The sequence below is a fragment of the Azospirillum terrae genome, assembly GCF_053470425.1.
Map to the genome: position 1 here is coordinate 104,376 of NZ_JBPXMR010000011.1, position 25,302 is coordinate 129,677.

General features: G+C 68.2%; 27 protein-coding genes and 1 riboswitch. Of the genes, 10 read left to right on the plus strand and 17 right to left on the minus strand.

Translation table 11 applies throughout. The features are described from left to right. Positions 1–298 precede the first annotated feature (298 nt). Both ACSVDD_RS23095 and chrA read left to right on the plus strand, forming a co-directional pair. On the plus strand, positions 299–667 hold the full coding sequence (locus tag ACSVDD_RS23095) for a MarR family winged helix-turn-helix transcriptional regulator (RefSeq protein WP_448191754.1): 369 nt from the start codon (positions 299–301) through the stop codon (positions 665–667). Continuing rightward, a complete protein-coding gene (gene chrA / locus ACSVDD_RS23100) occupies positions 664–2,004 on the plus strand; it encodes a chromate efflux transporter (RefSeq protein WP_448191755.1) in 1,341 nt (446 codons plus the stop codon). The genes ACSVDD_RS23095 and chrA overlap by 4 nt, the downstream gene beginning before the upstream one ends. 4 nt (positions 2,005–2,008) lie before the next feature. On the opposite strand, the gene ACSVDD_RS23105 is transcribed toward chrA, so the two are convergent. The 4 genes from ACSVDD_RS23105 to ACSVDD_RS23120 all read right to left on the minus strand — a co-directional run bounded on the left by ACSVDD_RS23105 (position 2,009) and on the right by ACSVDD_RS23120 (position 5,582). Next, positions 2,009–2,611: a pyroglutamyl-peptidase I gene (locus tag ACSVDD_RS23105; RefSeq protein ID WP_448191756.1), complete on the minus strand. Its 603-nt coding sequence runs from the start codon at positions 2,609–2,611 to the stop codon at positions 2,009–2,011. Positions 2,612–2,615: 4 nt separating this feature from the next. Continuing rightward, positions 2,616–3,614, minus strand: a complete 999-nt coding sequence (gene trpS / locus ACSVDD_RS23110; protein ID WP_448191757.1) for a tryptophan--tRNA ligase — start codon at positions 3,612–3,614, stop codon at positions 2,616–2,618. A 231-nt stretch (positions 3,615–3,845) separates the two neighbouring features. After that, entirely contained in the window at positions 3,846–5,414 is a 1,569-nt protein-coding gene (gene murJ / locus ACSVDD_RS23115; RefSeq protein ID WP_448191758.1) for a murein biosynthesis integral membrane protein MurJ, read from the minus strand. A gap of 9 nt (positions 5,415–5,423) precedes the next feature. Further along, positions 5,424–5,582, minus strand: a complete 159-nt coding sequence (locus tag ACSVDD_RS23120; protein WP_448191759.1) for a hypothetical protein — start codon at positions 5,580–5,582, stop codon at positions 5,424–5,426. A gap of 773 nt (positions 5,583–6,355) precedes the next feature. Between ACSVDD_RS23120 and ACSVDD_RS23125 the strand changes: the two genes are divergently transcribed. Then, positions 6,356–7,120, plus strand: coding sequence for an HNH endonuclease (locus tag ACSVDD_RS23125; protein WP_448191760.1), 765 nt, complete (start codon positions 6,356–6,358; stop codon positions 7,118–7,120). A 248-nt stretch (positions 7,121–7,368) separates the two neighbouring features. Here the strand turns inward: ACSVDD_RS23125 and ACSVDD_RS23130 are convergent, their stop codons facing one another. From ACSVDD_RS23130 to ACSVDD_RS23145, 4 genes are all read right to left on the minus strand, one after another. Further along, positions 7,369–7,638, minus strand: coding sequence for a type II toxin-antitoxin system RelE/ParE family toxin (locus ACSVDD_RS23130; protein WP_448191761.1), 270 nt, complete (start codon positions 7,636–7,638; stop codon positions 7,369–7,371). After that, positions 7,629–7,802, minus strand: coding sequence for a hypothetical protein (locus tag ACSVDD_RS23135; protein ID WP_448191762.1), 174 nt, complete (start codon positions 7,800–7,802; stop codon positions 7,629–7,631). Before ACSVDD_RS23135 ends, ACSVDD_RS23130 begins: the two co-directional genes overlap by 10 nt. A 313-nt stretch (positions 7,803–8,115) precedes the next feature. Further along, positions 8,116–8,388 (minus strand): hypothetical protein, encoded by a 273-nt coding sequence (locus ACSVDD_RS23140; protein ID WP_448191763.1) that lies wholly within the window; start codon positions 8,386–8,388, stop codon positions 8,116–8,118. Between the two features lie 12 nt (positions 8,389–8,400). Then, positions 8,401–11,241, minus strand: coding sequence for a [protein-PII] uridylyltransferase (locus tag ACSVDD_RS23145; RefSeq protein WP_448191764.1), 2,841 nt, complete (start codon positions 11,239–11,241; stop codon positions 8,401–8,403). Positions 11,242–11,434: 193 nt separating this feature from the next. Here ACSVDD_RS23145 and ACSVDD_RS23150 point away from each other — a divergent pair, with 193 nt between their 5' ends. Next, entirely contained in the window at positions 11,435–11,854 is a 420-nt protein-coding gene (locus ACSVDD_RS23150) for a Rap1a/Tai family immunity protein (RefSeq protein WP_448191765.1), read from the plus strand. 126 nt (positions 11,855–11,980) lie between these two features. Next, entirely contained in the window at positions 11,981–12,526 is a 546-nt protein-coding gene (locus tag ACSVDD_RS23155; protein ID WP_448191766.1) for a fasciclin domain-containing protein, read from the plus strand. Positions 12,527–12,575: 49 nt separating this feature from the next. Here ACSVDD_RS23155 and ACSVDD_RS23160 read toward each other — a convergent pair whose 3' ends face one another. After that, positions 12,576–13,091: a phasin family protein gene (locus tag ACSVDD_RS23160; protein WP_448191767.1), complete on the minus strand. Its 516-nt coding sequence runs from the start codon at positions 13,089–13,091 to the stop codon at positions 12,576–12,578. Positions 13,092–13,167: 76 nt separating this feature from the next. Continuing rightward, positions 13,168–14,373, minus strand: a complete 1,206-nt coding sequence (gene metZ / locus ACSVDD_RS23165) for an O-succinylhomoserine sulfhydrylase (protein ID WP_448191768.1) — start codon at positions 14,371–14,373, stop codon at positions 13,168–13,170. 44 nt (positions 14,374–14,417) lie between these two features. After that, a riboswitch (SAM riboswitch) is annotated at positions 14,418–14,497 on the minus strand. 106 nt (positions 14,498–14,603) lie between these two features. On the opposite strand from metZ, the gene ACSVDD_RS23170 reads away from it, so the two are divergent. The 3 genes from ACSVDD_RS23170 to ACSVDD_RS23180 all read left to right on the plus strand — a co-directional run bounded on the left by ACSVDD_RS23170 (position 14,604) and on the right by ACSVDD_RS23180 (position 15,774). Beyond that, positions 14,604–15,053 (plus strand): STAS domain-containing protein, encoded by a 450-nt coding sequence (locus tag ACSVDD_RS23170; RefSeq protein WP_448191769.1) that lies wholly within the window; start codon positions 14,604–14,606, stop codon positions 15,051–15,053. 113 nt (positions 15,054–15,166) lie between these two features. Further along, complete coding sequence (locus tag ACSVDD_RS23175) at positions 15,167–15,460, plus strand: type II toxin-antitoxin system CcdA family antitoxin (protein ID WP_448191770.1); 294 nt, start codon at positions 15,167–15,169, stop codon at positions 15,458–15,460. After that, positions 15,460–15,774, plus strand: coding sequence for a CcdB family protein (locus ACSVDD_RS23180; protein WP_448191771.1), 315 nt, complete (start codon positions 15,460–15,462; stop codon positions 15,772–15,774). The genes ACSVDD_RS23175 and ACSVDD_RS23180 overlap by 1 nt, the downstream gene beginning before the upstream one ends. A gap of 49 nt (positions 15,775–15,823) precedes the next feature. On the opposite strand, the gene mutS is transcribed toward ACSVDD_RS23180, so the two are convergent. After that, the gene (gene mutS, locus ACSVDD_RS23185; protein ID WP_448191807.1) at positions 15,824–18,457 is read right to left on the minus strand and encodes a DNA mismatch repair protein MutS; all 2,634 of its coding nucleotides are present in this window, start codon (positions 18,455–18,457) and stop codon (positions 15,824–15,826) included. Between the two features lie 174 nt (positions 18,458–18,631). Here mutS and ACSVDD_RS23190 point away from each other — a divergent pair, with 174 nt between their 5' ends. Together ACSVDD_RS23190 and ACSVDD_RS23195 are read left to right on the plus strand one after the other, a co-directional pair. After that, complete coding sequence (locus tag ACSVDD_RS23190) at positions 18,632–19,141, plus strand: hypothetical protein (protein ID WP_448191772.1); 510 nt, start codon at positions 18,632–18,634, stop codon at positions 19,139–19,141. Positions 19,142–19,244: 103 nt separating this feature from the next. Next, positions 19,245–19,895, plus strand: a complete 651-nt coding sequence (locus tag ACSVDD_RS23195) for an outer membrane lipoprotein (RefSeq protein WP_448191773.1) — start codon at positions 19,245–19,247, stop codon at positions 19,893–19,895. A 6-nt stretch (positions 19,896–19,901) separates the two neighbouring features. Here ACSVDD_RS23195 and ACSVDD_RS23200 read toward each other — a convergent pair whose 3' ends face one another. Genes ACSVDD_RS23200 through rsmI form a run of 6 tightly spaced genes read right to left on the minus strand, consistent with a single transcriptional unit; the run spans position 19,902 to position 25,174 of the window. Then, positions 19,902–20,651: a molybdate ABC transporter substrate-binding protein gene (locus tag ACSVDD_RS23200; protein WP_448191774.1), complete on the minus strand. Its 750-nt coding sequence runs from the start codon at positions 20,649–20,651 to the stop codon at positions 19,902–19,904. Between the two features lie 7 nt (positions 20,652–20,658). Beyond that, positions 20,659–22,011 (minus strand): class I SAM-dependent DNA methyltransferase, encoded by a 1,353-nt coding sequence (locus ACSVDD_RS23205; protein ID WP_448191775.1) that lies wholly within the window; start codon positions 22,009–22,011, stop codon positions 20,659–20,661. Then, a complete protein-coding gene (gshB, locus tag ACSVDD_RS23210; RefSeq protein WP_448191776.1) occupies positions 22,008–22,967 on the minus strand; it encodes a glutathione synthase in 960 nt (319 codons plus the stop codon). The genes ACSVDD_RS23205 and gshB overlap by 4 nt, the downstream gene beginning before the upstream one ends. Before the next feature lie 31 nt (positions 22,968–22,998). Further along, on the minus strand, positions 22,999–23,832 hold the full coding sequence (locus ACSVDD_RS23215) for a SirB1 family protein (RefSeq protein WP_448191777.1): 834 nt from the start codon (positions 23,830–23,832) through the stop codon (positions 22,999–23,001). Between the two features lie 32 nt (positions 23,833–23,864). After that, positions 23,865–24,233 (minus strand): YraN family protein, encoded by a 369-nt coding sequence (locus ACSVDD_RS23220; protein WP_448191778.1) that lies wholly within the window; start codon positions 24,231–24,233, stop codon positions 23,865–23,867. Beyond that, positions 24,230–25,174: a 16S rRNA (cytidine(1402)-2'-O)-methyltransferase gene (rsmI, locus tag ACSVDD_RS23225; RefSeq protein WP_448191808.1), complete on the minus strand. Its 945-nt coding sequence runs from the start codon at positions 25,172–25,174 to the stop codon at positions 24,230–24,232. Before rsmI ends, ACSVDD_RS23220 begins: the two co-directional genes overlap by 4 nt. Between the last annotated feature and the right edge of the window lie 128 nt (positions 25,175–25,302).

Sequence of the window (25,302 nt, forward strand, 5' to 3'; positions counted from 1 at the left end):
TCGTAACCCCCATCAACCCGATGACCCGAGCTTGGCTCATGCATCGAGATTCCCAAGGGCTTCACGCCGGACCGTTCAGCGAATTCAGGATAACGAGAGGGTGTCATGAGTGTTTTTCTGGCTTTGGGCGGTCACCGGGTCTTTGCTGAACGCGCCCTCTGGGCCTCTCCGGGGTCGTTCGACATCCGGCGGGAAAACGGGGAATTCGTGGTATGGCTTGGACGCCTTCACCTCATATACACGCCGGCACGATGGTCGCCGCCGCCGACTCCTCGGCGCAGACGGGAGGGGTCCGCTGATGCCGACCCGCTTCCGTCCTGACGAGATTGCGACCGTCACGCGCGTGCTCGAGGCGTTCCGTACGCTCGACCCCGACCTGCCGATCCAGTACGCGCTGTCGTTCATGACGATCGCGCAGAACGAGGGCATCTCCATCGGCGAGCTGGCGGAACGCCTGGGCATCGCCCAGTCGTCCGCCTCGCGCAACGTGGCGGCGCTCAGCCGCTGGCATTCCTTTGGCAAGGCCGGCCTTGATCTGGTGAGCGCGCAGGAAGACCCGCGCGAGCGCCGCCGCAAGGTGGTGGCGCTGACCGACAAGGGCCGCGCCTTCCTCGGCGATCTGCGCGGCATCGTCAACCCGGTCGACCTCCGCCGGAAAAGCGCGTGAGCGGCGGCCCGCCCCCCGCGCCGGTCACCTTCCGCGAGGCGTTGCGGGTGTGGACGCGGGTCGGGCTGCTCAGCTTCGGCGGGCCGGCCGGGCAGATCGCCACCATGCACCGCATCCTCGTCGAGGAGAAACGCTGGATCGGCGAGGCGCGCTTCCTGCACGCGCTGAACTTCTGCATGCTGCTGCCGGGGCCGGAGGCGACGCAGCTCGCCACCTATGTCGGCTGGCTGCTGCATGGGACGCGGGGCGGCATCGCCGCCGGCGTGCTGTTCGTGCTGCCGGGATTCTTCGTCATCGTGGCGCTCAGCACGCTCTATGCGCTGGGGCGCGATCTGGCGCTGGTGGCCACGCTGTTCTACGGGCTGAAGGCCGCGGTGTTCGCCGTGGTGGTCGAGGCGCTGCTGCGCATCGGCAAGCGCGCGCTGAAAGGCCGCACGCATCTGGCGCTGGCGGCGCTGGCGTTCCTGGCGATCTTCGCGGCCGGGGCGCCGTTCCCGCTGATCGTGCTGGCGGCGGGGATCATCGGGCTCGTGGGGGCGCGGGTGTGGCCGGACGTGTTCGCGCCGCTGCCGCGCAACGGCGCAGTGGCCGACGATGCCTTGGCCGTGGGCACAATGGCGCCGGGCGAGTCGCGCGGGCTGGGGCGCTCGCTGCGCGTGGTGGCGGTGTGGGGGGCGCTGTGGGTGGCGCCGGTGCTGGCGCTGACGGCGATGTTCGGGCGGGACAGCATCTATCCGAACATCGGGCTGGTGTTCAGCCAAGCGGCGATGGTGACCTTCGGCGGCGCCTACGCGGTGCTTGCCTACATAGCGCAAGCGGCGGTCGAGACGCTGGGCTGGCTGCAACCGGGCGAGATGGTGGACGGGCTGGCGCTGGCCGAGACGACGCCGGGGCCGCTGATCCTGGTGCTGACCTATGTGGGGTATCTGGCGGCGTTCCGCGATCCGGGTGGGGTATCGCCGCTGATGGGCGGCTTCATCGGTGCGGCGCTGACCACCTGGGTCACCTTCGTGCCGTGCTTCCTGTGGATTTTCCTGGGCGCGCCGTACATCGAGGCGCTGCGGCACAGCCGCGCGCTGGCCGGAGCGTTGTCGGCGATCACCGCGGCGGTGGTCGGCGTGGTGCTGAACCTGACGGTCTGGTTCGGCCTGCACGTGGTGTTCCGCGAGGTCGGCGAACTGGCCGGCGTGCCGTGGCCGGTGTGGGGCAGCGTGGACTGGGTGGCGCTGGCGCTGTCGGCGGCGGCGATGGTCGCGATGCTGCGCCTGCATTTCGGCATCGTGTGGACGCTGGCGGGCTGTGCCGCGGCGGCGGTGGCCGTGCGGATGGTGTCGTGATCGATCAGGCGATCCCGTTCCGCACCGCGTCCACCAGCGCCCGCACCCCCGCTTCCAGCCGGTCGATCTCCAGGCCGCCCACGCGGTCGGTGCAGTGCTCCGGCAGGGGCGGGACGTGGAGGAAGGCCATGGGCAGGGTCAGGCCGCGCGTCTCGATGGCGTGGCGGGCGCGGTAGTACAGGTGATTGCAGACAAAGCCGCCCGCGTCGTCGCTGACCGACACCGGCACCCCCGCCCCAGCCAGCGCCCGCACCAGCAACGGCACGGGCAGGCCGCAGCCGTAGGCGGGCGGAGCGCCCTCGACGATCACGGCACCGTTGCGCACGATGCCGGCGTTGTCCGGCTGCTCGGTCTCGTCGCGGTTCCAGGCGAGGCGTTCGACCAGCACCACATCGGTCCGGTAGGACAGGCCGAAGCACAGCGCAGCCGCCGGCGCATGCGTGTCCAGCAACGCCTGGAAGGCGTCGCCCGCCGTGCCGTACTCGACCGGCAGGGTTGCCGTCACCACCCCCGCCGTTCCGGCCAGCCGGTCCATCAGCAGCATGGTCGGGTTGACCGCGTTGCTGCCGAACGGCTGGAAGCCGGTGAGCAGGAGGGGTGCGGTCATGCGGTTACGGGCGCAGCAGGCCGATGATGTCCTTCACCTCGGCCAGATGCGTGTCGGCGAGGGCGGCGGCGCGCTCGCCGCCCCGGCGCAGGATGCGGTCGATCTCGGCCTTGTCGGACAAGAGCTGGGTCATGCGCGTGGTGATCGGCGCCAGGTGCGCCACCGCCGCGTCGACCAGCGCCGCCTTGAAGCCGGAGAACTGCGCGCCGGCAAAGCGCTGGATCGCCTGCTCGCGCGTCTCGTTGGACAGGGCCGCGTAGATGGTCACGAGGTTGTCGGCCTCCGGGCGCTTCTCCAGGTCTTCCAGGTTGTCGGGCAGCGGCTCGGGGTCGGTCTTGGCGCGGCGGATCTTCTGGGCGATGGTGTCGGCATCGTCCGTCATGTTGATGCGGCTGTACTCGGACTCGTCCGACTTGCTCATCTTCTTGGTGCCGTCGCGCAAGCTCATGACGCGCGTCGCCTCGCCGAGGATCTGCGGCTCGGGCTGCGGGAAGTACTCGGTGTCGTAGTGGCGGTTGAAGGCGCCGGCGATGTCGCGGGCCAGCTCCAGGTGCTGCTTCTGGTCCTCGCCGACCGGCACGTGGGTCGCCTTGTACAGCAGGATGTCGGCGGCCATCAGCACGGGGTACGCGTACAGGCCGAGGTTGGCGTTGTCGCGCTGCTTGCCGGCCTTCTCCTTGAACTGCGTCATGCGGTTCAGCCAGCCCAGCGGCGTGTGGCAGGACAGGATCCACGACAGCTCGGAATGCCCGGCCACGAAGGACTGGTTGAACAGGATGTTCTTGTCCGGGTCGATGCCGGCCGCGATGTAGGCGGCGGCGACCTCCCGGATGTTGTTGCGCAGCACGTCCGGCTCCTGCGCCAGCGTCAGCGCGTGCAGGTCGACGACGCAGAAGATGCACTCGTACTCGTTCTGCAAGCCCACCCAGTTGCGCAGCGCGCCCAGATAGTTGCCGAGGTGCAATTGGCGGGTCGGCTGCATGCCGGAGAAGATGCGGTTCACAGGGTGCCCTCTCGCTGCGCTCTAAGCGTCCGGAAGGCGGGTTTTATGGGCCGGCGAGGCGCGCGGGTCAAGACGCGTGGGGCGGGGTTGGGGGTGGGAGGTTCATGCCTTTGGGGGTGGGGCAAGATTCACACGGATTTCACGGATTTTTCCACGGATTACACGGATTTTCTTGAGCTTGCCGAAGCGGAGGCTTTTGGGGAAACCGACTTCCGTGAAATCCGTGTGAATTCACGGCTCCTCCGCGACAGCCGCCCGCCGTCCCGCCAGCGCTTTCAGGTCGGCGAGGTCGGTGCCGCCCAGCACATGCGCCAGCGCGAAGAACAGCCCGCCACCGCCCGCCACCAGCAGCGCCAGCGCGCCGAAGCGCACCGCCGTGGAGCCCGCCTCCAGGAACGGCGCCAGCCCGGTCATCCCCGCCGCCAGCCCGGCCCCCATGCCCAGCGCCGCCAGCACGATGCGCGGGGTGCGTCGCTTGACGCGGGAATCCACGTCGAACTGGCCGCGGCGGTGCAGGCCCCAGGCGAGCAGCCCGGCGTTGAGCCACGCGGCGATCCCCGTCGCCAGCGCGATGCCGACGTGCGCCAGCACCGGGATCAGCGCCAGCGCCAGCGCGACGTTCGCCACCGTCATCGCGACGGCGGCGCGCACCGGGGTGGCGGTGTCGTGGCGGGCAAAGAAGGCGGCGCTGAGCACCTTCACCAACACCGCGGCGGGGATGCCCGCGGCATAGGCGGCCAGGGCCTGCGCCGTTGCCAGAGTCTCCGCCGGACCGAAGGCGCCGCGCTGGAACAGCACGGCGATCATCGGATGCCCGGCCACCGCCAGCGCCGTCGCCGCCGGAAGGCCGAGCAGCAGCGAGTACTCCAGCGCCCGGCTGACGTGCGCCCGCACGGCCTCGGCGTTGCCGGCGGCGACGTGGCGGGCCAGCACCGGAAGCAGAGCCGTGCCGATGGCGATGCCGATGATGCCCAGCGGCATCTGGTTCAGCCGGTCGGCGTAATACAGGTACGACACCGCACCGCTGGGCAGCAGCGAGGCCAGCACCACGTTGAGGAAGACGTTCACCTGCATGACGCCCGCCCCCAGCGCCCCCGGCCCGACGAGGCGGAACAGGCGGCGGATGCGCTCCGACAGGCGCGGCGGACGCAAACGCAGCGCGATGCCCTCGCGCCGGCAGGCCCAGGCCATCCAGGCGAGCTGCACGATGCCCGACAGCGTCACCGCCGCCGCCATCGTCGGGCCGGGGTCGAGATCCAGCCGCGGCGCCAGCAGCAGGGCGGCGATCAGCGTCAGGTTGAAGGCGACCGGCGCCGCCGCGAACGGCCCGAAACGGTCCAGCGCGTTGAGCACGCCGCCCAGCAGCGCCACCAGCGAGATCAGCACCAGATAGGGGAAGGTCAGCCGGGCCATGCCGACCGCGAGGCCGAACTTGGCCGGCTCGTCCACGAAGCCGGGGGCCAGCACGTGCATCAGGGCCGGCATGCCGAGCACGGCCAGGATGGCGAAGGGGACGAGCACCGCCAGCAGGACGCCCATCGCCTCCTCGGCGAAGGCGATGGCGGCGGCGCGGCCGGAGGTGTGCAGCTCGGCGGCGAACAGCGGGACGAAGGCGACGGAGAACGCCCCCTCGGCGAACATGCGGCGGAACAGGTTGGGCAGCTTCAGCGCCACGAAGAAGGCGTCCGCCACCGGCCCGGCGCCGAGCACGGCGGCGGTCAGGATGTCACGGGCGAAGCCGGCCAGCCGGCTCAGCATGGTCAGGCCGCCGACCGTGGCGATGGAGCGCGCGAAACTCATGAACAGTCCTCAGATCGGCACGCCCAGCCACCAGTCCAGGTGATGCTCGCCGCCATGGATGTGCACATCGATGGGCGGGCGCCACCCCGTGCAGCCGGCCAGCAGCAGGAGGACCAGCAGCGCTGGCGTGGAGCGGACTGCGGAGCGATGGGAGCGTCGGCGTTGCATTGGCACCCCGGCAGCGTTCCAAGGCGGGGAACGGGTTTGTTGGAAATCAACGGTTTGGCTTGAGACGGCGGCGGTGAATGCAACGTTGTGTAACGCTATGAAACACCTTTCGGGCTGTCGTTTCATGCGGCCACCGGGCGGACTCACCTCGTTAATAAGGACTGTTATCCTATGACGAATCGCCGGCCAGGGCAAGCGCGGCGTTCAGGTCGGGCGTTCGGAGCGATGTGCGGAAGGGTTGGGAGGGGCGAGGGCCTGACCCGCTTCCGTTCGGTCATGCGCCTCCCCGGATTGGAGCCCTGGGTTGCCTCCGTTTACGAAACCAGTTCGACCGCTTTTGAGCCATTGGGGACGTTCAACAGGCGGCGGTAGCTTTACTGTTGACCTGGAAAGGCTGCAGTGGCAGTGAGCACCCGAACTGGTGTATTAAGATCCGCGCCATTCGCGTTTTGCTGTATCGCTTAAGTTGCTCTAGTTAACTATAAGAAATCGCATAGGCGCCGTACTGGCTTAAACTGGATGATGGACGAGGCGGGGAAGAAGCGATGCGAAGATTTGACACAATCATGCGGTGTTTCAGGGACCGTTTGGAAACCCCTCTCACCCCTTTCAGGGCGGAAAGGGACGGCTACGACGATTTTAAAGCTATCTCTAATATGGAGTGATGTCTCTTTGAGCATCGGAGCGCAATGCGACGAAATGGCCACTCAATAAGATGCAGCTCTCAAATTCTATTTCCCCATGAATACAACGAAAAAAGGTGAGGTGGCACGATGAATCGGCCGAGATCGGAAAATTACTATGAAGCCCGTGGGTTTAGCGTATATTATTTTGCCAATGCGATATTCAATATCGTCAAGGATTCCGGCAACTATCTGCGTGGTCTTGAAGACATTTTAGGGGACATGCGGACTCTAGCCTTGATGCGCCCTTTCCATCAGTATACAAACCTCCACGAATTCATCCGAGAAATCGCGATCGATATCATTACGGAAGAGATCCAGCAGGAGGGAAGTGACTGCCGCTTTCTGCGAGAGTTCTTCGCAGCTTTCAGTATCACTTGCCCAATCTCCGCGTTCAAAGACGAAGATTTGTTCTGGGCTTGGGTCTCGGAATCTGCTCGTTTCCACGAAGCTGTGGATGAGCTGACGGATGAGATTTTCCACGTTCTGTTCAACGACGTCGGTTTTCTCCAAGCCTTTAATGAGCTTTGCGCCTCGCATATTGAGGATTCTGGCTTCGGCGAGGAACTAAAGACTCGCGCCGGAACACTGAAGCGCGTCCGTATTCCAAAGTGGGCGCGACGGGCTATTTTCCACCGTGACAAAGGGGAGTGCCGTGCCTGCAAGCGCAGCTTGGCTGCAATGATCAATCAACTGGAGAGCGAGCGATACGACCATATAGTACCGCTCGCGCAATTCGGGGCGAACGATGTCACTAATCTTCAGTTACTCTGCGAGCCCTGCAATCTAAAGAAGGCGGCCGAGCGTGAACCAGTGTCTAAGTTTTATCAGCGCGCCATTGTCGGGGTTCGCTAGCAAGTACTCGCCTCATCGTTTCGGCAGAACTAATTCTCTTCAAATTTAATAAACGATGAGGTGCTCGTAATTGGGTCATTTGCTAAACGTAAAATTTGGCTCCTAATTTTAGATGCGTGGTGCAGTCTCAAATAACTATTCGCGGCACGACTCAGGAGTCCACTCCTGGCGCAAAGCGGACAGCGCCGAGCAGGGGAGGGCGTTTCCCCTGCCCCCCGGCCCATGAGCAGCCCTCGTAAGCATATGGGCTACAGACGGTTCTGCGCCCCATGCCAGACCCGCAGAATGGTGACTTGGACGGATGCCACGTCGTAGACGATGACATAGGGATGCACAGCGACCAATTCCCGCGCGCCGTCCGCCCGACAGCGCCCACGTTCAGGAAATTCAGCGAGGCTTTCGGCTGCGGCTCTGAGGCGGAGGGCTATGCGCCGTGCGGCTGCGGGATTGAAATGGCCGATGTAGGTACGGATAGCGATCAGGTCAGCAACGGCAGCCGGGGTGAAGACTACTTCCACGACGGTGCCGAACGTTCCTCGGGTGTGCCCCAGGTGTCGAGCCAGCTTGCGACGTCGCTCAAAGGGATCGTCTGCCCAGCCGCCGCCTGTGCCCGCGCTTGGGCAACGGCACGTGTCAGCGCCTCATCGTCGGTCGGCTCGAAAACAGTCGCAGGCTCGGCCATGTGCCACCTCCACTCCCAATATAGGCGCCGGACACGGACTAAGCCACGCCCCTCTTTGCGAGCCTCTGTCCGTCCTCCGGCATAGTCATTCGCGTCATGCAAATCGCCAAAACGAGTCGCCCTCCCCGTCCCATACCGTCGAGCCGAAGCGCTGACACACCAGCTCTCTTCATCGTCCTGGCCGTCCCCGGACTTGATCCGGGGATTGACCCGGCCATCCACGCCCCGCACGTCAGCGCCGGCCATCGTGGATGCCCGGGTCAAGCCCGGGCAGGACGGCATGGGGATGTGTCAGGACTTTCGTTCGGCGGTATCAACCCGCCCGCGCCGTCTCCGTGAAGAAGGCCTCCGTCACCACCACCGCCGTGGCCAGCGCCGCCCACAGTTCGCCGGGGATCATCGTGTCCGACGTGACCGAGAGGATCAGGCCGACCACGCCGGCCCACAGCGCCGAGAACAGCGCCGCGCCGCCCGCCGCCGGCATCCGGCCGTGCTCGCCGCTGCGCATGGTGCGGTAGGACAGCACGCCGGGGGCGGCGATCGACAGCGCGACGAGGATCTGGGCCAGAAACTGAAGGGGCAGCATCACCCTCCCCCCTCAGTCGGCCGCGTCGGCGGAGCGGGCGCGGCGCACCGGCGACTGCAAGGGCGGCTCGCCGGCCGGGTCGGCCAGGGCGTGCAGCAGCCGCTCGCGGATCTGCGCCAGCTTGGTGTCGTGCGTCACCTTCAACCCGAACACGTCCTTCACATAGAACACGTCGATGGCCTTCTCGCCGAAGGTGGCGATCTTCGCCGAGGAGATCTGCAAGGACAGGTTCGACAGCGCGCGCGTCACGTCGTACAGCAGCCCCGGCCGGTCGCGCCCGTTCACCTCGATCACCGTGTGGGTGGTGGAGGCGGCGTTGTCGATCAGCGCGCGCGGCGGCACGTGGAACACCCGCGCCCGGCTGGTCATCGGCGAGCGCCGGTTCGCCAGGTCCTGCAAGGGTTTCAACTGCCCGCCCAGCACCTTCTCGATGGTGACCGACAGCTTGGCGAGCTTGTCGCCGCCCTCGAAGGCGCCGCCGCTCACCGCGTCCTGCACCGAAAAGACGTCCAGCGCCATGCCGTTGGTCATGGTGAAGATCTTGGCGTCCACGATGTCCGCCCCGCTGGCCGCGAAGGCGCCGGACAGGCGCGAGAACAGGCCGTGGTGGTCGGTGGTGTGGATCGTCACCTCGGTCACCGCCCGGCCGCGATCGACCCGCGTCTCGACGGTGAGCGGGCGCTGGTCGCGCTCGGCCGAGCGCATCAGGCGGGCGTGGCGGCCCAGCGTCTCGGCGTCGAAGCTCAGCCAGTAGGCCGGGTAGCCCAGCGTCAGGTGCGCGTCGACCTCGGCCGGCTCGAAGTCGGCGGCCAGTTCCTCGCGCAGCGCGCCTTGCGCGGCCTGGATGCGGCGCTCGCGCCCCTCGGCGGACAGGCCGCCGGACATCAGCTCCTCGGAGCGGTTGTACAGCTCGCGCAGCAGCGTGGCCTTCCAGTTGTTCCAGCGCTGCGGGCCGACGGCGCGGATGTCCGCCACGCTGAGCACCAGCAGCAGGCGCAGGCGTTCGGGCGACTGCACCAGCGCCACGAAGTCGCGCGCGGTCTTCTCGTCCTCCAGGTCGCGCTTGAACGCGGTGAAGGTCATGGCGAGGTGCCAGCGCACCAGCCACGCCACGGTTTCCGTCTCCTCGGCGCTCAGCCCCAAGCGCGGGCACAGCTTTTCCGCCACGCGGGCGCCGAGCACGGAATGGTCGCCGCCGCGGCCCTTGGCGATGTCGTGCAGCAGAACGGCCACATAGAGCGCCCGGCGCGACACCACCTTGTGGATGATGTCGGACGACAGCGGCAGTTCGTCCTTCAGCTCGCCGCTTTCGATCTTGTGCAGGATGCCCAGGGCGAACAGCGTGTGCTCGTCCACGGTGAACACGTGGTACATGTCGTACTGCATCTGCGCCACCACGCGCCCGAAATCGGGCACGAAGCGGGCCAGCACGCCGGCCTCGTTCATCCGGCGCAGCGTGATCTCCGGGTCCTTGTTGCCGGTGACCATCTCCAGGAACAGCCGGTTGGCCTCGGGGTCGTTGCGCACCTTGGGGCCGAGCGCGGAGAGCGAGCGGGTGATCGAGCGCAGCGCGTTGGGGTGGATGTCCAGATCGTTCTGCTGCGCCACGTGGAACAGCCGGATCATGTCGATCGGGTGCTCGCGGAACTGCTTGTCGTCGCGCACGTTCAGGCGCTCGCCGTCCAGCACGAAGCCGTCGATGTCCTTGCGCCGGGTGAGCGCTGCGAGGCGCAGGATGTTGAACTTGGGCGGGCGCTTGGATTCCGCCTCCAGCGCGGCGCAGAAGATGCGCGTCAGGTCGCCGACGTCCTTGGCGACCAGGAAATAGTGCTTCATGAAGCGCTCGACACCCTTGGTGCCGGCGTGCTCGGTGTAGCCCATGCGGGCGCCGATCTCCGACTGCACGTCGAAGGTCAGGCGGTCCTCCATGCGGCCGGTCAGGTAGTGCAGGTGGCAGCGCGCCGTCCACAGGAAGTTCTGCGCCTTGGCGAAGCGCTGCGCCTCCTCGGGCAGCAGGACGTGCTTGCCGACCAGCTCGTCCACGTCGTCGACGCGGTAGAGGTACTTGGCGATCCAGAACAGCGTCTGGAGGTCGCGCATGCCGCCCTTGCCGTCCTTCAGGTTGGGCTCCAGCACATAGCGGCTGTCGCCCAGCTTCTGGTGGCGGCTGTCGCGCTCGGCCAGCTTGGCCTCGACGAACTCGGCGCCGGTGCCGGCGACGACCTCCTTGTCGAAGCGCTTCTTCAGCTCCTGGAACAGCTTGCGCGGACCCCAGAGGTAACGCGATTCCAGGATGGCGGTGCGGATGGTGAAGTCGGCCTTGGATTGACGGACGCACTCGTCGACGCTGCGCACCGCGTGGCCGACCTTCAGCCCGAGGTCCCACAGGATGTACAGCATGTACTCGACCACCTGCTCGACCCGCGGCGTGCGCTTGTAGGGCAGCAGGAACAACAGGTCGATGTCGGAGAACGGCGCCAGCTCGCCGCGGCCGTAGCCGCCGGTGGCGACGATGTCGAACTGCTCGCCCAGGGTCGGGTTGGCCGAGGGGAAGACGTGCATCAGCGTGAAGGCGGCCAGCGTGCGGATGAGCCGGTCGGCCAGATAGCAGTTCTCCCGCACGCACTCCTCGCCCGAGCCGCCGGTCTCGAAGCGGCTGCGCACCTCGGCCCGGCCGCGGGCGAGGGCGCCGCGCAGGCAGGCGATGACCGGCTGGCGCACCGCGTCGCCGGTGCCGTGCTGCTCGACCAGCGCGTTCAGCTCCTCCATCAGCTTCGCCTTGGAAATGATGGCCCGCCGGTTCGGGATCTCGCGGGGCGGGGCAGCGGAGGCGGCGGCGCGGGGGGACAGCATCGATGCAGGCTTTCCGGGCAGGCGGTGCGGAAGGACCCGACTATAGACGGTTTCCAAGGTGCGTGCACGGGGGACGGGGGCTTCGCGGCCCGAGCCTCGATTTGCGGTCAGCAAGCTACCGCGCAATTTCCGTTATGGAATGAGCACTAATTCTGTAGCCTTGTTGCGCATCATGCAGCGAACGGAGGGCTCCATGCGGAGCCTTGCCCTTGGTCTGGCACTTCTCTCTGTGCTGGCGGGCGGCGCCCACGCCGACAGCGACGCCGCCCTGCGCCGCGCCCTGGCGATCGAGAGCGTCTCGGATCTGGCGGCGGCCTGCCGCGGCATCACGGAGCTTGCCGGCCGGGAGGACGACCGGGACGAGACGTACCGGCTGCTGTCCTGCATCAGCTACGTCCGCGGCACGCAGGCCCTCTACGCGTCGTACCAGAAGGCATTCGGCACCCGGACCTTCTGCCTGCCGGCCGGGGTGACGCTGGGCGACCAGATCGGCGCGTTCCTCGCCTGGACGGACGCCAACCAGGACCGCCGCGGCGAGAACGCCGGGCAGGGCTTCATCGTCTCGCTGGTGCACGGCTTCCCGTGCGCGGAGACGGCCGAGCGGGCCCGCTGACCGGACCGGCCCTACCCCAAAATAAAATTCGACTCGACACCGTTTCCGGTGATCCGGGCGCTGAAAGCTGCCGTATCTGTGACGCAACCTCGCTGATGAGGTTCGTAAAAATCAAAAGGAAGCGTCATGAAGAAGACAGTCCTCGTGGCTGTTGCCACGATGTTGCTTGCCGGAACTGCTTATGCCGCGACGGAGAAGATGGTCGGCGGGGCAGCGATGTACTCCAACAAGACCATCGTCGCCAACGCATCCCAGTCGAAGGACCACACCACCCTGGTCGCGGCGGTCAAGGCGGCGGGGCTGGTGGACACGCTGAACGGCAAGGGTCCGTTCACCGTCTTCGCGCCGACCAACGAGGCGTTCGCCGCCTTGCCGCAGGGCACCGTGGACACGCTGCTGAAGCCGGAGAACAAGGCCCAGCTGTCGAAGATCCTCACCTATCACGTCGTCGCCGGCCGGATCGACGCCAGGGAGCTGGCAGCCGACATCAAGAAGGGCAACGGCAAGGCGGTGCTGAAGACGGTCGCGGGCGAGCCGCTGACCTTCATGCAGCAGGGCAGCCGGATCATGGTCGCCGACCAATCCGGCAACACCGCCGACGTCACCATCGCCGACGTGGCGCAGTCGAACGGCGTGGTGCACGTCGTCGACAAGGTGTTGCTGCCGAAGTGATGCGGCCGGGGATGCGGCGAGGGGGTTGTCGCCCTCGCCGCCGCCTCTCTTACCGGCGCTTCGCCAGACGGCGCGCGTTGGCGCTGGCGCGGCGGTGGAAGGCCGGCAGGCCGGCGCCGGCCAGACTGGCGGCGGACTCCACGAAATGCATGCCGGCGTTCATGCCGGCGCTGACGCTCTCTTCCCACCAGCGCTGCTGGATCCCCAGCAAATCCATGGGCGAGCGGCAGGTGCCGAGGCTGGTCACCGCCAGCGTCGCCGCCTGCACCGGGCCGGTGAACAGCGCCATCCAGGCGTGCTGAAGCTCGGCCACGCCGACCGCCATGGCGGTCGTCGCCTCGGCCACCGCTTCCATCTTCTCGGCACCCATGCGCACGAACTCGGGGTCGGTGATCGACATGGGGTCGTTCAGCGTCTCCGCCATCATCGCCGTGCGGTAACCAATGGTGCGGACCGCCGCCACGCCCAACTCGCCGTGCTTGCCGGCGGTGCGCGACAACTCGTCCACCACCGCGTTGAGACGTGCGGTGGTGCCCATCGGTCCGGTGGCCCGTCGATCCGCCATGTGTGCCCTCTTGCGCTGCAAACGGAAAACCCAACCCCCAACCCCAGAATGAGGGATGGGTTCCGTAGCGCGGGTTCTACGCGGAACGCAGCGCGCGGTCCAGATCCTCGACGATGTCCAGCGGGTCCTCGAGGCCGACCGACAGGCGGAGGAGGTCCGGGCGGATGCCGGCGCGGGCCTTGTCCTCGGGCGCCACCTTGGCGTGGGTGGTGGTGTCGGGGTGGGTGATCAGGCTCTTGGCGTCGCCGAGGTTGTTGGAGATCAGCACCATCTCCAGGCCGTTCATCAGGCGGAACGCCTCGTCCTTGCCGCCCTTGATCCGGAAGGCGACCATGGTGCCGCCGCCGGTCATCTGCCGGCGCGCCAGAGCGTGCTGCGGGTGGCTGGGCAGCGTCGGGTAGAGGACTTGGGCCACCTTGGGGTGGGTGGACAGGTATTCCGCCACGGTGGTGGCGGCCTGGGTCTGGGCGTTGACGCGCAGTTCCAGCGTCTCCAGGCCCTTGGCGAGGACCCAGGCGTTGAACGGGCTGATGGTCGGGCCGGTGTGGCGGACGAAGGGATGGATCACATCGGTGCCGAACTTGGCGTCGGACAGGATGATGCCGCCCAGGCAGCGGCCCTGGCCGTCGATGTGCTTGGTGGCCGAATAGACGACCACGTCGGCGCCGAACTCCAGCGGGCGCTGGAGCACCGGCGTGGCGAAGGCGTTGTCCACCACCACCTTGGCACCCGCGGCGTGGGCCAGATCGCACACCGCCTTGAGGTCGACGATCTCCAGCCCCGGATTGGACGGGGTTTCCAGGAACACCGCGGCGGTCGGCTGGGACAGCGCCTCCTCCCACGCCTGGAGGTCGGTGCCGTCGATCAGCACCGGCACGATGCCGTAGCGCGGGCAGAGGTTCTTGATGACGTGCAGGCACGAGCCGAACAGCGCCCACGGCGCCACGATGCGGTCGCCGGCCTTGAGGAAGCTCATCAGCGAGGCGAACACCGCGGCCATGCCGGAGGTGGTGGCGTAGGCCCACTCGGCGCCCTCGTAGCTCGCCAGACGGTCCTCGAACATGGCGCAGGTCGGGTTGCGGAAGCGCGAGTAGACCTGGCGCTGGCCGTCGTTGAGGAAGGCGCTCTCCGCCTCCTCGGCCGAGGCGTAGACGAAGCCGGAGGTCTGGAAGATCGCCTCCGACGTCTCGTCGAAGCCCGAGCGGTTGGTGCCGCCGTGCACCAGCTTGGAACGCGGGCGCAGCCCGGTGACGTTGGGTTTGCGGGTATCGGTCCTGGACATGCCGCCTCACACAAAAAAGCCCCGACCGTGTTACAGGTCGAGGCGCGGACGCGGCTCGGACCTTTTTAGCGGATTGTTTTACGTGGCCCGCAAGCCGGTCGCCCAAATCACCACGTGGACCCGGTTTTAGGCCCAGCCGGCCGGCGCGTCAAGCGTCCGTGCGGCAACGTCACGCAGGCGTATGCACAACGTCGGCATTGCCATAGTTCCGTTGCCGGATCATACAATTTTTGAAGTACTCCTACTCTGGTGACGACGTGCAATACCGCAAGCTCCATGAGCGCCACTTCACGCGGATGGTGGTCACCGGGCGCCTTACCGGCCAGGACGGTGACGGCGTGCGCGATCTGATCGCCGGGATCAAGCAGGCCTCCGACCGGCGGTGCGTGATCGACCTGACCGGCCTGGAGTTCATCGATTCCGCCGGCATCGGCATGCTGCTGGTGGTGAACGGCGAGGCGGTGGCGGCCGACAAGGCGATCGCCATGCTGGTCGCCGAGGGGCAGGTGAAGAAGGTCGTCACGCTGACCCGCATCGCCATGATCATCCCGCAGTACGACAGCCTGAAGGCCTATGTGGAGTCCTGCGTGCCGGAGGAAGTGCTGGCCGAGCACCCCTGCGCGCCCGGCGAAAACCCGCTGGCCCTGGCGGCGCGGGCGCTGAAGGTGGAAGCGGCGTAAATCGGCGTGCATAGGCCGCGGATCAGTCCGCATGACGGTTGCCGGCGGGACGGTGATGCTTGCCATCTTCGCTCATGTGTATCACCATACACACTGCGTGTAGGAGGTGGCTCATGAACCATGCGCAGAGGACTGAGGCGGGCTACGACGTCGAGGCGTCCAAGAAGCGCATCAACATTACGGTCAATGAAGATTTGCTGCATGTAGCCCAAGCGTACACCGACAATCTGTCCGGCACCATTGAGGCTCTCCTGGCCGCCTGGATGCAGACGGAGCGGCGAAAGCGGGAGAACGACCGGAAGCATCGGAAGAAGGTCGTGGCCGCCTGGAATGAGTTCGACGAAAAACACGGGCGCTTCGCGGACGAGTGGAATCGTGATTTCATGCCGGACGACGAGGGCCGCTGATGGCGCAGTTCGACGTGCACCGCAATCCCGGCCGTACGAAGACCGCCATTCCCTTCGTCCTCGTCGTGCAGAGCGACCGATGGGAGGAGCGGCCCGACCGGGTTGTCGTTCCGCTGGTGCTGGCCAGCGAGGTGAGCTACCGCGACAAGACGTTGAACCCGGAGTTCGTCATTGAGGGCATCGCGGTCCTTATGAATCCGCTCCAGATCGCGACCATTCCCAACAGGGTGCTCGGAGCTGCGGTGGGCAGCCTGGACAGCAAGTACGTTCAGGTCATCGCCGCGCTCGATGCCCTGATCGCCCAAGGCCGGTAGCACAAGCGCGACAGCCTGCGCGGCAGCGCGCCTGCGCTTTGACAGGCCTTTATCCCTTCAGCATCCCGCGCAACCGGTACAGCTCCTCCAGCGCCTGACGCGGGGTCAGTTCGTCGGGGTTGACGGCCTTCAGCGCCTCTTCGACCGCCGAAGGCTGAGCCTCCGCAGGCGCCGCAACGGCCGGCGCCGGGCGCTTCATGGCGGCGCTGAACAGCGGCAGATCCTCGGCGAGGCGATGAATTGCGGCGTTCTGGTCGCCGGCTTCCAGGATCTCCAGCACCTCTTCGGCACGGCCGACCACCGCCGCCGGAAGTCCGGCCAGCTTGGCGACGTGGATGCCGTAGCTGCGGTCCGCCGCACCGGCCGTCACCTCGTGCAGGAAGACCACGTCGCCCTGCCACTCCTTGATGCGCATGGTGTGGCAGTTGAGCGCCGGCAGCTTGGAGGCCAGCATCGTCAGCTCGTGGTAGTGCGTGGCGAACAGCGCGCGGCAGCGGTTCACGTCGTGCAGGCTCTCGACGCACGCCCAGGCGATGGACAGGCCGTCGAAGGTCGCCGTGCCGCGACCGATCTCGTCGAGAATGACCAGCGCGCGCTCGCCGGCCTGATTGAGGATGGCGGCGGTCTCGACCATCTCCACCATGAAGGTGGAGCGGCCACGCGCCAGATCGTCGGCGGCGCCGACGCGGCTGAACAGGCGGTCCACCACGCCGATGTGCGCGGCCTCCGCCGGCACGAAGCTGCCCATCTGCGCCAGCACGGCGATCAGCGCGTTTTGCCGCAAAAACGTCGATTTACCGGCCATGTTCGGGCCGGTCAGCAGCCACAGCCGGTTCTCCGGCGCCAGATCGCAGTCGTTGGCCACAAAAGGCCCGGCGTTCTGGCTGTCCAGCACCGCCTCGACCACCGGATGGCGGCCGCCCTTGATGGTGAAGCCCAGGCTGCCGTCCACCACCGGGCGGCTGTAGCGGCGTTCCGCCGCCAGTTCGGCCAGCGACAAGGACACGTCCAGCGCCGCCAGCGCGCGGGCGGCGTGCACGATCAGGTCAGCGCGGTCGGTGACCAGGGCGACCAGCTCCTCGAACAGGCCCAGTTCCACGGCCAGCGCCTTGTCGGCGGCCTCGGAAATGCGGCGCTCCAGGTCCGACAGCTCGACCGTGCCGAAGCGCACGGCGTTCGCCATGGTCTGGCGGTGCATGAACATCTCGCGGTTCTTGCCCGACAGCAGCTTGTCGGCGTGCGTCGCCGTGACCTCGATGTGGTAGCCGAGCACGTTGTTGTGCTTGACCTTCAGGGCCGGCACCCCGGCCAGCTCGGCGTATTTGGTCTGGAGCCCGGCGATGAGGCGCCGGCTCTCGTCGCGCAGCGTGACCAGCTCGTCCAGCGAGTAGGAATAGCCGGGCGCGATGAAGCCGCCGTCGCGCGCCAGCAGCGGCAGGTCGGGGGCGAGCGCCTGGGCCAGCCGGTCCACCAGCTCGAAATGCTCGCCCAGGTTCCGCACGATGGCGCCGAGGCCGTCGGGCAGGGGCGATACACGGGACAGCAGCGCCTTCACCTCGGCCGCCGCGCGCAGGCCGTCGCGGATGCAGGCGAGGTCGCGCGGGCCGCCGCGGCCCAGCGCGAGGCGCGACAGCGCGCGCTCCAGGTCCGGGCAGCGCTTCAGCACCTCGCGGCCATCGGCGCGCAGGCGGTCCTCGCCCAGCGCGAATTCGACCATGTCCAGGCGCTTGGCGATGGCGAGCGGGTCGGTCAGCGGGGCGGACATGTGCATCGCCAGCATGCGCGCCCCCGCGCCCGTCACCGTGCGGTCGATGGTGGCGAGCAGGCTGCCGCGCCGCTCGCCGGTCAGCGTGCGGGTCAGTTCCAGGTTGCGCCGGGTGGCGGCGTCGATCTCCATGACCGCGCCGGGGCCGACGCGGCGCGGCGGCGACAGGCGCGGCATGCGGCCCTTCTGCGTCAGCTCGACATAGCCGACGAGCGCACCGGCCGCCGCCACTTCCGAGCGCGTGAAGCCGCCGAAGGCGTCCAGCGTGCCGACCCCGTACAGCGTCATCAGGCGCTGCCGGCCGTTCTCCGAGTCGAAGCGCGGGTTGGCCTGGACGGTCAGGCGCTCCTTCCACTCGGCCCACAGCTCGAACAGGTCGGGGTCCTGGCACAGGCGCTCGGAGACCAGCACCTCCTGCGGTTCCAGACGGCCCAGCGCCGCGCCCAGGGCGGCGCGCTCCACCGGCTGCACGACCAGTTCGCCGGTGGACATCTCCAGCCACGCCAGCCCGAGCGAGCCCGCCACGTCGGCCACCGCCGCCAGCCAGTTGGAGGAACGCGCATCGAGCAGCGTGTCCTCGGTCAGCGTGCCGGGGGTGACGATGCGGATGACCGCGCGCTTCACCACCGACTTGGAGCCGCGCTTCTTCGCCTCGGCCGGGTCTTCCATCTGCTCGCAGATGGCGACGCGGATGCCGCTGCGGATCAGGCGTTGCAGGTAGGCTTCGTGGCTGTGCACGGGGACGCCGCACATGGGGATGTCCTCGCCCGCGTGCTGGCCGCGCTTGGTCAGCGCGATGTCCAGCGTGCGCGCGGCGGTGACGGCGTCTTCGAAGAACATCTCGTAGAAGTCGCCCATCCGGTAGAACAGCAGGCAATCGGAGTGCGCTTGCTTGATCTCGAGATACTGCGCCATCATCGGCGTGGCGTCGGGCAGGGAAACGGCAAGGTCGGACAAGGCAAACCCGGTGTACAGTGGTGTCTGAGGATGAAGGCGACCCTAGCACGGGATGCGCTCTGGCGCACCGCCCCAGCGGTTGGCTAGAGTGGGGTTGGCTAGAGTGGGTTCCCTGAACGTCGTGAGGAGAAGTCCGTGACGCAAGCGTCCGATACCGCAAACCAAGGCGAAGTCCGCGAAGTGGTGGCCCTGTTCGAGACGCGGGAGGCCTTCGACCGCGCGGTGAACGCCCTGCTGGCGTCCGGCTTCGCGCGCGAGGACCTGAGCGTGCTGGCCAGCCACACCTCGCTGGAAGCGTCCGAAAAGCGTCCGGCCACCCCGCGCGACGAGGCGCTGACCGGGCTGGTGGGCGAGCTGAAGTACGCGTTCCCGCTGACCACCGCCGGCCTGATCGCCATCGTCGGCGGCCCGATCGCCGCCAGCGTGGCGGCGCTGGTGGCCGCGGGCCTCAGCGGCATCGCCATCAAGGACTATTTGGACGAGCTGACCAGCCACCCGGAAACCGACGAGTTCGCCCGCGCGCTCGAGGCCGGCGGCGTCATCCTGTGGGTCCGCGCCGACAGCCCCACCGCTGAGCTGGACGCCAGCGCCGTGCTGACGCGCGAGGGCGGCAAGAACGTGCATGTGGCGGTGCGCGAGGAATAGAGGGGCGGCGCCGGCCGGTCTTGCCTGACCCCGGAAAATGTCGGGTGACTCCGGCCGGCGAATCCCCTATCAAACGCCCGAGCTTTCAAGCGGGTGAATCCTCGTGTTGCGATCCGTCACCTTCGGTCTGCTCGCCGTCGGACTCGCCGGCGTCGCGGGCTGCACCCCCAATTACTCGCCGAACACCTACGCCGCCGGCGCCGTCCAGCAGGCGAACAAAGTGGAGACGGCCATCGTCGTCGGCTTCCGGCAGGTCGCCATCAGCGCCAACGGAACCGTCGGCGCGGTGACCGGCGGTGCGGCCGGCGGCGTGCTGGGCTCGCAGAGCAGCACCTTCGGCGTGAACTCGGCGCTCGGCGCGGTCGGCGGCACGGCCATCGGCAGCCTGCTTGGCACCGCGGTCGAGCACGTCACCGGCGACACCAAGGGCTGGGAATACATCGTCCGCAAGCCGGACGGCACGCTGCTGTCGGTCACGCAGCACGAGGAGAAGCCCATCGCGCTGGGCCAGAAGGTGCTGGTCATCACCGGCAGTCAGGCGCGCATCGTCCCGGACTACTCGGTGGCGCCCGAACCGGCCCCCGCGTCGGCCCCCGCGCCGTCCCAGGACCCGACGCCCGCTCCGGCCAAGCCGAAGCCCGACGAGGTGACGGTGGCGAAGGAGCCGCCCCCGGCGGAACCGGCGGCGAACGCCACCCCGGAGCCCTTCGTGCCGGCACCGGTCCCGGCCGAGCCGGCGGTGCCACCGGCGTAACGTCCCCTACTCCACGCCGTTCGCCACCAGCAGCGCTTTGGCCGCCGGGCTGCCGAGGAAGCGCACGAAGGCGCGGGCACCCTCCGGGTTGGCGGCGGCGGTCAGCGCCGCGGCGGCGTAGCGGGTGTGGTTCTGCACCTCGGCCGGCAGCGGACCGACGAAGCTCAGGCCCTTGCCCCGGTACAGCATGATCTCGGTGATGGCGCCGAAGCCGATCTCCGGCCCCTTGCCCTTGATCAGGTGCTCCATAACGGCGGCGCCGTCCGGATAGCGCGTCGTCTTCTGCTTCGCCTCGTCCCACAGGCCGAGCTTTTGCAACAGCCCCTCGACGTAAACGCCCGTGGACGCTTGGTTGAACACCAGCGAGTCGGCACCGCGCACGGCGGCCTTCAGCGTCTCGGCGCTCGACAGGTCCGGCTGCGGCACGCCGTCGCGCACCGCCACGCCGACGCCGACGCGACCGATTTCGGCGCGCGCCTGCGGGTCGGCCTTGCCGGTGCCGACGGCCTCGTCGATCAACGCCGGGGGTGCGACCAGCACGTCGGCGGCCTCACCCTCCGCGAGCTTCTTGCGCAGAGCCGGCGCGGTGGCGAAGCGGATCGTCACACGGTCGCCGCTCTGCTGCCGGTAGGCATCGGCCGCCGCGGCCAAGCCGGGCTCGACCGCACCGGCGCTCAGCACCTGGATCTCGCCGGCCTGAACAGCCGTGGTCAGGAGGGCGAACGCCAGCAGGGCGGGAATCAACGCGCTTGCCATGGTGTCCTCAGCCGTTCAGGGATTGCAGCACCACCACCAAGCCCGACACCGGCTTGCCGTCCTGCAGCCGCAGATGCTCCTCGTCCATCTGGAGGATGCCGAACCCGCAGGCGGTGGCGACGCGGCGGACCTCGTCGCGGCTGTGGGCGAAGCGGCCGGAGGCGTTCAGGCGGAAAGGGCCGCCCTGCGGGCACAGCTCCATGGAGAACACGCAATATCCTTGCGGCTTCAGGCGTGCCTTGACCGCGTGCATCAGCGGCTCGGTGTTGCCGAAGTACGGCATCACGTCGCCGGCCACGATGAGGTCGAAGCGGCGCGGGTCGGCCGACAGCGAGGCGATGATCTCGGCGACGTCGAGTTCGTCGTAGAGATCCTTGCCACGGGCGATCTCGACCATGCCGGGGCTGAGGTCGACGCCCTTCAGGAAGGACGCCCGCTCCCGCAGCACCACGCCGCACAGCCCGGTCCCGCAGCCGATGTCCAGCACGGCGAGGCCGGAGCCGGGCACGTGCCGGTCCGTCGCCTTGGCGATCAGGCCGGGAATGCGGCATTGCAGCCCGTTCATCATGGACTCTTCGAAGCTGGCGGAGGCGCCGTCGAACACCGCCTTGACGTAGTCGGGGTCCGCCGTGTCGGGCGCGGAGCCGTTCAGCGTGGCGAGCATGTGCCGGGCGTAGCCGTCGTCCGGCGCCCGGAGCAGGATGCGCTCGAACGCGCCGGCCGCCTCGGCCTTGCGGCCGGACAGCCGGAAGGCGTTGCCGAGGTTGCGCAGGATGTGGACATCGTCCTTGAACCGCAGCAAGGCGGCCTCGCCGAAGCGGATCGCGTCCTCGTCGCGGTTGAGCCGCATCAGGCAGTCCATGCGCGACAGCACGATTTCGGCATCGTCCGGCGCCAGCGTGCCCGCCGCGCCGAACAGCTCCTCGGCCGCCTCGTAGGCGCCCTGGCCGTACAGGATGCCGGCCAGCTTGACGAAGCGGACCGGATCGTCCGGGGCAGCCTTCAGCGCCTCGTAGGCGAACATCGTCGCCTCGTCCACGCGCCCCACGGTGAGCATGTGTTCGGACAGCAGGCCGTTCGCCTCCGCATCGGCGGGCGCGGTCGCCACCGCCGCCGCCGCGTCCTTGATGGCGCCGACGAGGTCTTTGGCCCCGGCGCGCAGACGCGACCGCAGAATCAGGCCCGGCAGGTAGGTGTCGCACGCCTCCAGCGCCGCATCGAGGACGGTGAGGGCCTGCGACAGGCTGGCGGCGTCGCCTTCCTGCGCCAGCAGCCCCGCGGCGTCCACGGCGCGGCGGAGGTCGGCCTCCGGCACCGGAGCGGCCACGGGAGCCGGCGCCTTCCCGCCGGGCTCGCTCATGGCTGCGCCTTGTTCGCCGCGTGGCGGCGCTCGATGGCGTCCCACAGCGTGACTTCAAGCTGCGAGCCGTTCAGGCGGTTGATCTCCTGGATGCCGGTCGGCGAGGTGACGTTGATCTCGGTCATGTAGTCGCCAATCACGTCGATGCCGACGAACAGCAGCCCCTTTTCGCGCAGCACCGGGCCGATGGCGGCGCAGATCTCCTGCTCGCGCTTGGTCAGTTCGGTTTTTTGGGCGGCGCCACCGGCGTGGAAGTTGGCGCGCGCCTCGCCGTCCTGCGGCATGCGGCTGACCGCACCGGCCGGCTCGCCGTCGATGAGGATGATGCGCTTGTCGCCCTGGCGGATCTCGGGCAGGTATTTCTGCACGATCACCGGCTCGCGGTAGAGCTGGGTGAACATCTCCAGCAGCGAGCCGAGGTTCTCGTCGTCCGGCTTCAGGTGGAAGACGCCGGCCCCGCCGTTGCCGAACAGCGGCTTGACGATGATGTCCTTGTATTGGGCGCGGAAGTCGAGAACCGCCTGCTTGTCGGACGTGATCAGCGTTGGCGGCATCAGGTCGGGGAAGCGGGTGACGAACAGCTTTTCCGGCGCGTTGCGCACCTCGGCCGGGTCGTTCAGCACCAGCACCTTGGGCTGCACGTGTTCCAGGAGGTGGGTGGCGGTGATGTACGCCATGTCGAAGGGCGGGTCCTGCCGCATCAGGATGATGTCCATGGTCGACAGGTTCACCACGGACTGATCGCCCAGCGTGTAATGGGCGCCGCGCTTGCGCTCGACCGTCATCGGCCGCACGCGGGCGGTCAGAACGTTGCCGGTCAGCGACAGGTCGCGCGGGTGATAGTGGAACAGCCGGTGTCCACGCCGCTGCGCCTCCAGCGCCATCATGAAGCTGGAGTCCGTGTCGATGTTGATGGACTCGATGGGGTCCATCTGAAGGGCTACGGCGAGGCTCATGCATGGTCTCCGGGGGCTAATTCAGGCGTGTCTAATCTAGACGGTTCTTGAGCTGCTGGACCAACATGGCGGCCTGATGCAGCTGGTGGTCGCTGCCGCCCAGGCGGATGAAGGTTTCCAGGGCGGTGATGGCCTCGTCCAGGTTGCCGCGGTGCGCTTCCAGCAACCCGGTCTCGCGCCACAGCGCCGATTCGCCGGGCGCCATCAGGCGCATGCCCTCCAGCACGTCCAGCGCCTGCGGCACGTCGTTGTTCGAGAGATGGCGGAGCTTCAGGTTGTTTTGCAGGCGCAGCAGAATGTCGCGGTTGCCGACCGGCTGGTAGTAGGCGGGCTCCAGCTCGGCGGCGGTGCCGGCGGTGGCCTTCAGCAGCTCGCGCAGGTCGACGGCGGTGCGCACCTGCCCGGCGTTGAAGGGGTCGAGGATGGCGCGCTCGGCGTGCACGTCCAGGCGCACCAGGAAATGGCCGGGGAAGTTCAGCCCCACCATGCTCCAGCCCATGGACCGCGCGGCGTGCAGGTAGAGGATGCCCAGCGCCACCGGCAGCCCCTTGCGGCGGTCGATGACGCGCAGCAGGTTGGCGTTCTGCAAATCGTCGTAGGTGTCGGTGTCGCCGGTGTAGCCGTGGCGGTCGATGATCACCTCGTGCAGCAGGGTGATGCGCGATTCCAGGCAGTCGGTGTCGGGGTCGAAGCGCTCGGCCATGTCGCGGGCCAGCGCCGCCAGATGCCGGCGGTAGCGGTCGAGCGGCTGGTCGGAACGGTCCAGCGCGCCCAGGGCCAGCGCCGCCTCGGCGAGGTCGATGTCCTCGTCCGGCTGGTTGCCGATGCGGCGCAGGATCTCGCGGGCTTCGCGGCGGCTGTTCAACGGACGTGTCCTTAGTCTTTCCCTGGCCTGTCCTATAACCGCCAAGCGTCCACCAGGTGGCGCGGTATCGCGAAAGGGGTAACCAGCATCACGTCGAAGCGCAAGGTCAACCCGGCGTATTGCGGATTGGCGCCCAGGAAGACGTGCGCCGCCCGCGACAGCCGGCCGAGCTGGCGTGCGCCCACCGCCTCGCCCGCCGTTTGCCAGTCGCGCCGGGCCTTCACCTCGATCACCGCCAGCGTGTCGCCGCGCCGCGCCACGATGTCGATCTCGCCCAGCGGCGTCCTCAGCCTCGTGGCCAGGATGCGGTAGCCCTTCACCCGCAACAGGCCGCGGCACAGCGCTTCGGCAAAGCGGCCGTACCCCTCGCTGCGCCGCCGTCGTTCGTCGGTGGCCGTCATCGGCCGTCCTCCCGTGCCACTGCCCGGCTGAGTTCAAGAGCGCGGGCGTACACCTCGCGCTTCGGCCGCCCGGTCATCAGCGCCACCTCGGCCGCCGCGTCGCGCACCGACAGCCGGCCGAGAGCCTCGCGCAGCGCCGTGTCCACGTCCACCGCCTGCGCCTCGGCCTCGGCGCCGGGCGGGGCGACGACGATGACCACCTCGCCCTTCGGCGGGCCGGCCTGTTCGTAGTGCGCGGCGAGGTCGGGCAACGGGCCGCGCCGCACCTCCTCGTACAGCTTGGTCAGCTCGCGCGCCATCGCCGCTTCACGCGGTCCGAGCACGGCAGCCATGTCGGCCAGCGAGTCGGCCAGCCGTTGCGCCGATTCGTAGAAGATCAGCGTCGCCGGGACCGCCGCCAGCTCGCCCAGCGCGGTGCGGCGGGCGGCGCTCTTGTTGGGCAGGAAGCCGGCGAACAGGAAGCGGTCGCTGGGCAGCCCGGACAGCACCAGCCCGGTCAGCACCGCCGACGGCCCCGGCAGGGCGGTGACCGGCACGCCCGCCTCGACGCAGGCGCGCACCAGCTTGTAGCCGGGGTCGGAGACCAGCGGCGTGCCGGCGTCCGACACCAGCGCAATGGCTTCGCCCGCCTGCATGCGCTCGATGAGGACCGGACGCATCCGCTCGGCGTTATGCTCATGGTAGGAGACCAGCGGAGTCGTCACGCCGTGCAGGCCCATCAGCTTGGACGTGACGCGGGTGTCCTCGCAGGCGATGGCGCCGGCGCGCTTCAGCGTGTCGAGCGCGCGCAACGTGATGTCGGCCGCGTTGCCGATGGGCGTGGCGACGACGTACAGTCCGGCGGCCGGTTTACTTGAACGGCCGCTGCCGCTACCTTCACCGTGGCTTATGGCGCCGTGGCTGTGGGCCGGATCAGGATTGGAGACCTTCGGTGGCACGATTGGCGACACCTTTCTCGCGCTCTCGGGGGCCGCGGATCGCGCGCGGCCTGTGGGTGACGGCGGTTCTTCTGACGGCCGCCTGCGCGCCGAATGTAGCGGCCCCGCCGCCAGCGGCACAAGCGCCGCAA